Origin of the sequence: Streptomyces sp. MK37H (genome assembly GCF_018035285.1) — a bacterium.
Lineage (GTDB): Bacteria > Actinomycetota > Actinomycetes > Streptomycetales > Streptomycetaceae > Streptomyces > Streptomyces endocoffeicus.
In genome coordinates this window covers 1-9,140 of record NZ_JAAAYH010000365.1, presented here as the reverse complement: position 1 = coordinate 9,140, position 9,140 = coordinate 1, and the positions used below count along the sequence as shown (strand labels likewise).

At 71.1% G+C, this 9,140-nt stretch carries 14 protein-coding genes; 9 read left to right on the top strand and 5 right to left on the bottom strand.

Annotated elements, in window-relative coordinates; all coding sequences use genetic code 11:
* Window positions 1–905: SDR family oxidoreductase (locus tag GWI24_RS34495; RefSeq protein WP_210949985.1), on the bottom strand; the 905-nt coding region annotated here is incomplete at its 3' end.
* A gap of 119 nt (window positions 906–1,024) precedes the next feature.
* On the opposite strand from GWI24_RS34495, the gene GWI24_RS34490 reads away from it, so the two are divergent.
* Together GWI24_RS34490 and GWI24_RS34485 are read left to right on the top strand one after the other, a co-directional pair.
* Window positions 1,025–1,594 (top strand): TetR family transcriptional regulator, encoded by a 570-nt coding sequence (locus GWI24_RS34490; RefSeq protein ID WP_210949984.1) that lies wholly within the window; start codon window positions 1,025–1,027, stop codon window positions 1,592–1,594.
* Between the two features lie 72 nt (window positions 1,595–1,666).
* A complete protein-coding gene (locus GWI24_RS34485) occupies window positions 1,667–2,317 on the top strand; it encodes a hypothetical protein (RefSeq protein WP_210949983.1) in 651 nt (216 codons plus the stop codon).
* A 21-nt stretch (window positions 2,318–2,338) separates the two neighbouring features.
* Here GWI24_RS34485 and GWI24_RS34480 read toward each other — a convergent pair whose 3' ends face one another.
* Window positions 2,339–2,842, bottom strand: a complete 504-nt coding sequence (locus GWI24_RS34480; RefSeq protein ID WP_210949982.1) for an ATP-binding protein — start codon at window positions 2,840–2,842, stop codon at window positions 2,339–2,341.
* Between the two features lie 152 nt (window positions 2,843–2,994).
* On the opposite strand from GWI24_RS34480, the gene GWI24_RS34475 reads away from it, so the two are divergent.
* The 4 genes from GWI24_RS34475 to GWI24_RS34460 are packed head-to-tail and all read left to right on the top strand — an operon-like array spanning window position 2,995 to window position 4,479.
* A complete protein-coding gene (locus tag GWI24_RS34475) occupies window positions 2,995–3,855 on the top strand; it encodes a helix-turn-helix transcriptional regulator (protein ID WP_210949981.1) in 861 nt (286 codons plus the stop codon).
* A gap of 1 nt (window position 3,856) precedes the next feature.
* Window positions 3,857–4,057, top strand: coding sequence for a DUF397 domain-containing protein (locus tag GWI24_RS34470; RefSeq protein WP_210949980.1), 201 nt, complete (start codon window positions 3,857–3,859; stop codon window positions 4,055–4,057).
* Window positions 4,058–4,067: 10 nt separating this feature from the next.
* Window positions 4,068–4,268: a DUF397 domain-containing protein gene (locus GWI24_RS34465; protein ID WP_210949979.1), complete on the top strand. Its 201-nt coding sequence runs from the start codon at window positions 4,068–4,070 to the stop codon at window positions 4,266–4,268.
* A gap of 10 nt (window positions 4,269–4,278) precedes the next feature.
* Entirely contained in the window at window positions 4,279–4,479 is a 201-nt protein-coding gene (locus GWI24_RS34460) for a DUF397 domain-containing protein (protein ID WP_210949978.1), read from the top strand.
* Between the two features lie 8 nt (window positions 4,480–4,487).
* On the opposite strand, the gene GWI24_RS34455 is transcribed toward GWI24_RS34460, so the two are convergent.
* Window positions 4,488–5,609 carry an asparaginase gene (locus tag GWI24_RS34455; protein WP_210949977.1) on the bottom strand — a complete coding sequence of 374 codons (1,122 nt, stop codon included), beginning with the start codon at window positions 5,607–5,609 and terminating at the stop codon, window positions 4,488–4,490.
* A gap of 471 nt (window positions 5,610–6,080) precedes the next feature.
* On the opposite strand from GWI24_RS34455, the gene GWI24_RS34450 reads away from it, so the two are divergent.
* From GWI24_RS34450 to GWI24_RS34440, 3 genes are all read left to right on the top strand, one after another.
* Entirely contained in the window at window positions 6,081–6,302 is a 222-nt protein-coding gene (locus tag GWI24_RS34450) for an LAETG motif-containing sortase-dependent surface protein (protein ID WP_308344187.1), read from the top strand.
* A gap of 163 nt (window positions 6,303–6,465) precedes the next feature.
* Entirely contained in the window at window positions 6,466–7,062 is a 597-nt protein-coding gene (locus tag GWI24_RS34445; protein ID WP_210949975.1) for an RNA polymerase sigma factor, read from the top strand.
* Complete coding sequence (locus GWI24_RS34440) at window positions 7,059–7,655, top strand: hypothetical protein (protein ID WP_210949974.1); 597 nt, start codon at window positions 7,059–7,061, stop codon at window positions 7,653–7,655. Before GWI24_RS34445 ends, GWI24_RS34440 begins: the two co-directional genes overlap by 4 nt.
* Before the next feature lie 20 nt (window positions 7,656–7,675).
* Here GWI24_RS34440 and GWI24_RS34435 read toward each other — a convergent pair whose 3' ends face one another.
* Entirely contained in the window at window positions 7,676–8,368 is a 693-nt protein-coding gene (locus tag GWI24_RS34435) for a nitroreductase (protein WP_210949973.1), read from the bottom strand.
* A 199-nt stretch (window positions 8,369–8,567) separates the two neighbouring features.
* A partial coding sequence (locus GWI24_RS34430; RefSeq protein WP_210949972.1) for an IPT/TIG domain-containing protein occupies window positions 8,568–9,140 on the bottom strand: 573 nt, incomplete at its 5' end.

Sequence of the window (9,140 nt, the reverse complement as noted above, 5' to 3'; positions counted from 1 at the left end):
GCAGGTGCGGCGAGGTAGTCGCCGTGCTCCACGTCGTGTAGCAGGGGCGGATGGGTCGGCGTCCAGCCGAGCAGCTCCTGGGTGCGAGAGCTGGAGACGGGCCCGTCGAAGCCGTAGAAGGTGGCCATGGCCGGGCTGGGGAAGTGCGTGGCGGCCTCGTCGGGGGTCAGGGAGACCGCTGGCAGGCCGAGGCCCCGGGCGATCGTCTCCGCGATGCTCTTGAAGGGGACGCCGCTCTCGGCCACTCCGTGCAGCACGCCGCCCGCCGGGGCCTTCTCCAGCGCCAGGCGGAACAGGACGGCCGCGTCGCGCCGATGGACCGCGGGCCACCGATTGCCGCCGTCGCCGACGTAGGCCGAGACGCCGGTCTTACGGGCGGTGGCGACGAGCATGCCGATGAAGCCGTAGTCCCCGGGGCCATGGACGGTGGGAGCGAGCCGGACCACGCTCGCGCGCACTCCCTGGGCGGCGAAGCCCAGGCACGCCCGCTCGCCCGGGATCCGGAAGCCGGCGATCCCGGCCGTGTCGGGCTCGTCCTTCTCGGTGCTCTCCCGGCCGCCGGGCATGACCAGCGTGCCGGAAGTGGAGACGAACGGCTTGCCCGAGTCGGCCAGCGCCCGGCCGAGCGCCTCGATCGCGGTCCGGTCGCGCCGCTCCAGGTCGTCGGGGTCGGCGAAGTCGCCGCCGAAGGCCATGTGCAGAACGCCGTCGGCGGCCTCGGCGCCGCTCCTCAGGCTGTCGAGGTCTTCCAGGGAGCCGCGGTGCGGTGTGGCGCCCAGCGACTCCAGCCGGGCGGCGGCGGTGTCCGAGCGCGCCAGACCGGTGACGGTGTGACCGGCCGCGACGAGCTCGGCGACGACGGTGGGGCCGGTCAGCCCGGAACCACCGGTGACGAAGACATGCATGGGACTCCCACTTAATGCCAGTGACTGGCGCTACTTAGCGCCAGTCACTGACCTTACGGTAGCGCCAGTAACTGGCGCAACGACATGTCGGTCACTGGCATGTGCGGTAACCTCGGGGCGTGCCACGGAGCGGAGCAGAAGCGCGTCGCCGCCTTCAACAGGCGGCCCTGGAGCTGTACCGGGAGCGCGGATTCGACCGGACCACCACGGCCGAGATCGCCGCCCGGGCGGGCGTCAACGAGCGCACGTTCTTCCGGCACTTCCCGGACAAGCGCGAGGTGCTCTTCGGCGGCGAGGCCGACCTGCGCGCCACGCTGATGCAGGAGGTGGCCGAGGCGCCCGACGGCCTGCGACCGCTCGAGGTACTGCTCCACGCCTTCCGGAAGGCCGGACGGATCCTCGAGGAGAACCGCGCGTTCTCCGAACCACGGCAGGACATCATCGCGGCGACGCCCACGCTCCGCGAACGCGAACTGGCCAAGGCCGCGTCCCTCACCGAAGCGGTGGCGGAGGCCCTGCGGCGGCGCGGTGTCGCCGACCGGCTGGCCGACCTGGCCGCCCAGACCGGCTGGGCCACCTTCCACCACGCCGCCGGGGTCTGGCTGGACGACCCCACAAAGAGCCTGGACGCGCACCTCCTCCGGGCCTTCGACGATCTGCGCGACCTCTCCGCGACCGTCCTGACGTGAGTACCGGTACCTAGTCCCTCCTGAGCGGCCGCGCGGATCCGGGCCGCGGGGCCGAGACCTACCGTCCGGTATATGACCGAAAGTGAGGCGCCCGCCAGAAAGGGCCGCGATGGGTGGCGCGTCGGGTGCACCAGCGTGCTGGCGCTGGCCGTGGCCGGGCTCGCCGGGCTCGCGTACGCGGGCACCGATTCCACGTATCCCGACGTCGACCCCGAGAAGCGGGCGCGCCGGCTCTCCGGGTACTCCCGGGACGCCTACGCCGCGCTCGGCATCGACCGCACCGTCGAAGGCGGCTACGTCGATGTCGACAACCACAACACCTATGACTCCAACTACTGCTACCCGGACGGCCTGTTCAGCTTCGCCGACCCGCCCGTGGAAGGCGCGTACCAGCTGCTCCACGGGTGGTCGATCGGAAAGGTGGACCGGGCGGAGGCACTGCCCGCGCTGCGCAGGGTGCGCGATCACCTCAAGGCGGAGGGGTGGCGCATCACGGAGTTCGGGAAGGACGAGCAGCTCGAGGAGTGGAGCGTCGAGGCCGAGCGCGACGGCGGCTTCAGCACCGGGGTCACCTGGGAGGCGGAGTTCCACCGGCTCAGCGGAGGCAGCGGTGGGCCCTGCGCGATGGACCCGGACTGGAGCCAGGAGAAGGAGGAGTCCTACGAGTCGTACGGCAAGCCCGAGCTGAACTCCTTCCCACCGGCCATGGCGCCCGGCGGATGACGCCCGGCGGGCGTTAGGCGGTTAGGCGGCGATGTCGAAGGCGTCGCAGGTGTGTTGCGGTGCGAGTTCGAACCAGAGCAGCTTGCCGCTCCGCCCGAAGAGCTCGTCGGCGAGGGCATAGCCACCCCAGTTGTCGGCGCAGATCCGGACGATGAGGAGTCCACGGCCGTAGGTGGCCTCGGTGTTCGCGGCGGCCTCCGCGAGGGCGGACGAGCGGTCGAAGAGAGCCGGGGGCTTGTCGAAGGGCGGCGGGATGTCCGGATTGGTGTCCCACACGCTGATCCGCAGACGCCCCTCCTCCACGGCGCGGATGCGCATTTCGGCCGGGCCGGTGGTGTGGCGGTAGGCGTTGGTGACCATCTCGCTCGCGACGAGGGTCGCGGGATCGGTGAGCTCACGCATCTCGTGCCGGGCGAGGACCGCACGGAGGGTAATCCGGGCGATGCCTGCGGCGCGGGGGTCATGGGGCAGGCGTAGCGAGTACGACCAGGGGTTTTCCGGTGTTTCCGGCGCAGGGGTGGGCATGAAGTCTCCGGTCTGTGCGAAGAGTTGGGCTGTGTCCCAGCACACACCGTAGCTCCGTCCGCATAAGATATTCGACGGCACTGATAGAAGCGCTTGGAATGCCACCCATGTGAGTGACGCGCCTGTTGCGCATGAGCAGAGAGAATCGGCGCATGCCTCAGAGAAGTGTTCCGACAGCACGCCAACTCCGCCTCGGCACCGAGCTGCGCAGGCTTCGGGAGCGCGCCGGTTTGACGTCGACCGAGGCCGGGCGCCTGCTCGGCACCAATCAGACGGCCATCAGCAATATCGAGGCGAGCCGGTTCGGAGTCAGTGCGGAGCGGCTGCGAGCGCTGGCACGCAACTACCGCTGCGCGGACGAGGCCCTGATCGCTGCGCTTCTCGACATGGCGGTGGAACGTAAGCGGGGCTGGTGGGAGGAGTACCGGGAGACGCTCGCCGCCGGATTGCTCGATCTGGCCGAGTTGGAACACCACGCCGTGGAGCTGCGCACGGCCCACGTCGCACACATGCCGGGTCTGCTCCAGACCATCGACCACGCACGTGAGATCTTCCGGCAGGCAGTGCCGCCGCTGACTCCGCCGGACGTCGAGCATCACATCAGCCACCGCGTGAAGCGGCAGGCCATCCTCTACCGTGACAAGCCCACGCCCTATACGGCGATCGTCCATGAGGCTGCTCTGCGGATGCGCTTCGGCGGACCGGACATCGCACGCGGACAGCTACAGCACATCCTCGACATGAGCGAGCACGCCCACATCACGGTGCTGGTGATTCCCTTCGAGGCGGGGTCTTTCCCCGGCTCGGGCCAGTCGATCCTTTACGCCACCGGCTCCGTCCCACAGCTGGACACCGTGCAGCTCGATACGGAGCATGGTTCCGAACTACTCGATGCCCCCGCCCAGTTGGAGAGGTACCGCATCGTGCTGGATCGCATGGAGGCGGTGGCCCTCACCGAACCGAAGTCGCGCGACCTCATCCAGAGCATCATCCGAGCCCTGAAAGGGAAATGAGTTGGCCACCCGCGATTGGCAGAAGTCCTCGTACAGCTCCGCAGGCAACGCCTGCCTCTACGTCTCGGCGCCCGACAGCGCCACCATCCGACTCCGCGAGAGCGACGAACCCGAGACCATCCTCACCACCAACCCCACCGCCCTCCGCGCCCTCATACGCAGCGCGAAGACAGGGCAACTCGACCACCTCGGCGAACGATAGGACGGAACGCATGCGCACCCACCGCTGGCAGAAGTCCTCGTACAGCGGGGAAGGCAACGCCTGCCTCTACGTCTCCGCACCCGACGGCGCCACCATCCGGCTCCGCGAGAGCGACGAACCCGACACCATCCTCACCACCAACCCCACCGCCCTCCGCGCCCTCATACGCAGCGCCAAAGCAGGGCAGCTGGACTGCCTCGGCGAGGGATAGGACGGAGCACATGCCCACCCACCTCTGGCGCAAGTCCTCGTACAGCTCCACAGGCAACGCCTGCCTCTACGTCTCCGCACCCGACCGCGCCACCATCCGACTCCGCGAGAGCGACGAACCCGACACCATCCTCACCACCAACCCCACCGCCCTCCGCGCCCTCATACGCAGCGCCAAGGCGGGCCAGCTCGACCACCCCGGCACGGCATAGGGGCCCGACTACCGCCGGGGCTGGAACTGCGCGCTGCCCAGGGTGGCGAACCAGGACCGGATCCGGTTCTGGTCGTCCGTCGCGGCGAGCGAGAGGAGAAGCAGCAGACGGGCCTTCTGAGGGGTCAGGTCCTCCGCCCCGATGACGCCTTCGGTGTTGTCGTCGTAGACGGCACCGTTGCCGGTGCGGGTCGTCGCCGCGAACAGCACGCCGTTCTTGACGGCGTCCTTACGGGCCTCGGTCATGGCCGGGGAGAGACCGCCCGCACCGGTACCGGCGGTGACCACACCGTCCGCCCCGGAGTCGGCGAACGCCTTGATGGCCTCGGGCCCGGCGTCCTGGTAGCTGTAGGCGATCTCGACCTTCGGCAACGCCTTCTTGGCGATCGTGTCGAGGTCGAACGGCGTCTTCCAGGCCTTCGTACCGCACTTCTGGACACGGGCGGGCGCGCGGTTCAGCCGGATGTTGTCCTGGTCGATGACGCCCAGCTCGCCGCTGTCCCCGCTGGTGAAGGTGTCCATCCGCAGGGCGTTGGTCTTGCGCGCCTCGCGGGCGGCCTGGATCTGGTCGTTGAGCATCAGCACGGTGCCATAGCAGGTCGTCTTCCGGCTGGCGGCAAGGTGGATGGCGTTGTAGAGATTCGCGGGGGCGTCCGTTCCGATCACCGTCCAGGGGCGCATCGAGCCGGTGAGGATCACGGGCTTGTCGCTGCGGACCGTCAGGTCCAGCCAGTACGCGAACTCCTCCATGGTGTCCGTGCCGGTGGTGACCACGACCGCGTCGCTCTTCTTCAGAGCCTGGTCGACCGAGGCCGTCAGCTTGCGGTAGTCGGCGATCGAGTAGCTGCCGGACCCCTTGTTGCCGAACTGCTCGGTGGAGACGTCGGCGATCGCGTCCACCTCCGGCCGGAGGTCGTTCACCAGCTTGGAGACCGGCAGCTTCCCCGATTCGTAGTCCTGGTAGGACACCCGGCTCTTGCTGACCCCGGAGATGGTGCCGCCGGTGCCGATGACGGCAACCTTGGGAAGCGGCTTCCTCTCCTGTTCCGCGCCGGCGACCGGGGCGGTCATACCACCGGCGACGGTCAGGAGGGTGAGCAGCACGGTGGAACGGCGGGTGAGCGTGCGCATGGGTGGATCTTCTCCTCGACGGGTGGTGCGGTGCCGCCGTCGGGACGGAAGAGCCGGGGCGGACGAGTCGGAAAGAAACCTTCCGCATACATATTTCTCTGGAATGCGCTGCTCGTGAACAGACGGTTGCGGGACCGGACGGTGCATGAGCCCCCCGACCGGCCGGTAGCGCCCGGTCCGGTACCGGATGCGGACGCGACAGGCCCCGGTCCGGGTGCCCCCGGACGTGACAGGCCCCGGTCCCGGTGCCCTCGGCCGCCGGGCGGCTGCGCCCACCCCGGCACCCGAGCCCGCGACCGCGTCCGCCCAGCGGGAACGGCCCCGCTCCGCGCTGTGGCGCTTCCCGGCGAGCCCGCGCCGATGCCAGGCGACGCACGGGGAGGCGTCGGCCACCGAGCCATAAGGAAGGCAGCTCGGTGGCCGACGCGGTGTGCGCGTCAGACGTAGGTGAAGCCACCGGGGACGGTGACGGTGCCGAAGGCCGTCACCAGGGTGACGGTCGCGTTGCCGACCGCCCCGGGCGGCGGGGACGCCGGTCAGCCGCCCGCGACCAAGGACCCGGACGGGGACCTCGCCGACACCGGTTCCAACGTCCCCGTGGGCCTGATCGCAGGCATCGCCGCGGCCCTCGCGGCAGCGGGCGGAACGCTGGTGTGGTGGATGCGGCGGCGCAGGACCACCGAGGACAGCTAGGCGGTTTCCACCGCCCTGATGGCCCAGGCCGGGGCCCGCGCTTCGCGGGCCCCGGCCTGGGCCGCTGTCTGGATGAAACGGCCCGGGGCCGTGCGGCCAAGTACCGGGTGAAGGGATCACCGACACCTTGGAGGAACGGGTGCCCCTCATACCCGAACGACCCATGAGCCGCGGCGCGCCGCCGCGGCCGGACGCCGCGGGGTTCGCGGCGTTCTACGAGGAGAACTTCGACGCCGTCCTCGGCTTCGTGACCCGGCGCACGACCTGCCCGCAGGTGGCCGCCGACCTCACCGCCGACATCTTCGTCGCGGCGCTGGAGGCCGCCGGCCGGTACGACCCCGGGCGCGGATCACCCGCCGCCTGGTTGTACGGCATCGCCCGCAACGTCCTGTCCTCCCACTACCGGGGCAACGTCCGCGAGCGGCACGCGGTGGCCCGGCTGAACGGGCACCGGCTGCTGGACGAGGAGGACATCGCCGCGCTGGAGGAGCGGATCGACGCGGAACGGGCGGCGCGGGCGCTGGCCGAGCGGCACAGCGCGCTGAGCGAGCCACTGCGCGAGGTCCTCGATCTGGTGGCCGTCGACGGCCTCACCCCGCGCGAGGCCGCCCAGGCCCTCGGGCTCAACCAGGCGACGGTGCGGGTCCGACTGCACCGCGCCAAGCGGGCGCTGCGCGCCGCACACCCGGCCCGCGCCGACCGCGACGAACGCGCCGAACGAACCGATCGCACAGAACGCGCCTTGGAGGTTGTCTCATGAGCACGCCCACCGGATTCAAGCGACGTCTGGCCTCGGAGCTGTCGGCCATGGCCACGGACCCGGCCCCCGCTCGGGCCACCCGGGCCCCGGCCCGCCGCCTCCGCGTCCGGTTCGCGGTCGCGGCGGTGGCGACGGCCGCCGCCGCCGCGGTGGTCGTGCCGACGCTGAGCGGCTCGGGCGCCTCGCCCGCGTACGCCGTGACCAAGCAGGACGACGGCTCGCTGATCCTCCAGCTGGACCGCGCCGAGGGGCTGCCCGGTCTGCAGAAGCAGCTGAAGGAGATGGGCGTGCGGGCGGCCGTCCTGCAAGGGGACGAGAACTGCCCCACGGGCGCACCGCCCCATGCCCCCTGGGCCACGGCGGGCTACGCGCTGACGTTCCCGTCCGCGCCCGGGAGGGCCCTCATCCACCCGGACATGATCCCGGATGACACCGTCCTGGCGAATGGCAAGCGGATCAAGGGCGCGACGCTGCTCATCGTGGCGGAGTTCGGCAAGGACCACACGACCAACTCGGTGTCGTTCCGGCTGGTGCGGAAGGTCCCGAAGTGCAGCGTGCCGGGAATCGGCGGCGGTCCGGACGCGCACGCCTGACGCGAGGGCGGAGCCGTGGGCTACTCCCCCGGCTCCGCCTCCGTGGCCCGGCCGTCGAGGAAGGTGACCGTCTCGGCGAGCGGCGCCCGCTCCGAGCGGGCGTACGGCACGTCGGCGTCCTCGTGGCCGATCGACATGCCGCAGAAGAGGATCAGCCCCTCCGGGGGCGACACGACCTCCGCAACGGTCCGGCGGTACACCGACCACGCCATCTGGGTGCAGCTGTGCAGCCCCTCGGCGCGGAGCAGCACCATCACGGTCTGGAGATACATCCCGGCGTCGGCCCACTGGGCCGGTCCCATACGGCGGTCGAGGTAGCAGAACAGAGCGGCGGGCGCGCCGAAGCAGTCCCAGTTGGCGGCGACGGCCCCGTGGCGGGCCCGCTGATCGTCCCGTGGGATGCCGAGCGCGGCGTACCGCCGCTCGGCGGCCTCGGCGCGGCGCTCGCGGTACGGGCCGCTCAGCTCGGGCGGGTACATCGGGTACTCCCGCTCGTCCCCGCGATCCTCCGCGGCCACCCGCTCGGCGGTGCGCTTCTTGAGCTCGGCCAGCGGTGGGCCGGAGAGCACATAGGTCCGCCACGGCTGGAGGTTCCCGCCGGAGGGTGAGCGGGCCGCGGCGGAGAGCACCCGCTCCAGCACCTCCCTCGGAACCGGCTCATCCGTGAACCCGCGCACCGCCCGTCGGCTCATGACCGCTTCGTAGACATCCATGCCGTCCTTGACGGCCGGGAACGAGCAAAGGTGACCGGCCAAAGGTGACCGGCCGAAGGTGACCGGCCGAAGGTGACCGGCCGCCCAGCGGCTCGAACGGACGTCGTCGCCGGTCACCGGGCCCTGGTGGAAGGGGCCCGGTGACCGGCGCGGTTCGGCCGGACATGCGCGGTCAGACGTATCGGCCGGATGTGCGCGGTCAGACGTACGTGAAGCCGCCGGGGACGGTGGCGGTGCCGAAGGCCGTCACCAGGGTGACGGTCGCGTTGCCGACCGCCCCGGGCGGGGTGATGCCGGCCACCGTCGTGGGGGTGGCGGTCACGCCGGTGGCGGGGACGCCGTTGAACAGCACGGCCAGCACACCACCGAGGTTGGTGCCGGTGATGGTGAACGCGGTTCCGCCGGTGGCGGGTCCGGTGGCCGGAGTGATGGCGACGGGCACCGGTGCGGGCGGCGCGACGAAGTAGGTGAAGCCACCGGGCACGTTGGTGCTGCCGCCGGGTCCGGTGAGGGTCACGATGACGTTGCCGCCCGCGGCCGGGCCTGCCGGGGTGATGCCGATCAGGCTGGTCCCGGCGGGGTTGATGGCCAGGATGGTCGAGGGGCTTCCGCCGAAGGTGACGCTGGTGACCCCGGTCAGATTGGTGCCCGTGATCAGGTACACGGTGCCGCCGGTGGTCCGGCCCACGGTCGGGGTGATGGCGACGGCGGCGGGCGGGGCCGGTGCCACGTAGGTGTACGGCAGGCCGTTGCTGGTCCCGGCGGCCGTGGT

Excerpts from the sequence above, each read along its gene's own strand:
- GWI24_RS34485 (WP_210949983.1), top strand. The coding sequence starts at position 1,667 with ATGACCGAAAGTGAGGCGCCCGCCAGAAAGGGCCGCGATGGGTGGCGC.
- GWI24_RS34480 (WP_210949982.1), bottom strand. The coding sequence starts at position 2,842 with ATGCCCACCCCTGCGCCGGAAACACCGGAAAACCCCTGGTCGTACTCG.
- GWI24_RS34475 (WP_210949981.1), top strand. The coding sequence starts at position 2,995 with ATGCCTCAGAGAAGTGTTCCGACAGCACGCCAACTCCGCCTCGGCACC.
- GWI24_RS34465 (WP_210949979.1), top strand. The coding sequence starts at position 4,068 with ATGCGCACCCACCGCTGGCAGAAGTCCTCGTACAGCGGGGAAGGCAAC.
- GWI24_RS34460 (WP_210949978.1), top strand. The coding sequence starts at position 4,279 with ATGCCCACCCACCTCTGGCGCAAGTCCTCGTACAGCTCCACAGGCAAC.
- GWI24_RS34455 (WP_210949977.1), bottom strand. The coding sequence starts at position 5,609 with ATGCGCACGCTCACCCGCCGTTCCACCGTGCTGCTCACCCTCCTGACC.
- GWI24_RS34445 (WP_210949975.1), top strand. The coding sequence starts at position 6,466 with ATGAGCCGCGGCGCGCCGCCGCGGCCGGACGCCGCGGGGTTCGCGGCG.
- GWI24_RS34440 (WP_210949974.1), top strand. The coding sequence starts at position 7,059 with ATGAGCACGCCCACCGGATTCAAGCGACGTCTGGCCTCGGAGCTGTCG.
- GWI24_RS34435 (WP_210949973.1), bottom strand. The coding sequence starts at position 8,368 with ATGGATGTCTACGAAGCGGTCATGAGCCGACGGGCGGTGCGCGGGTTC.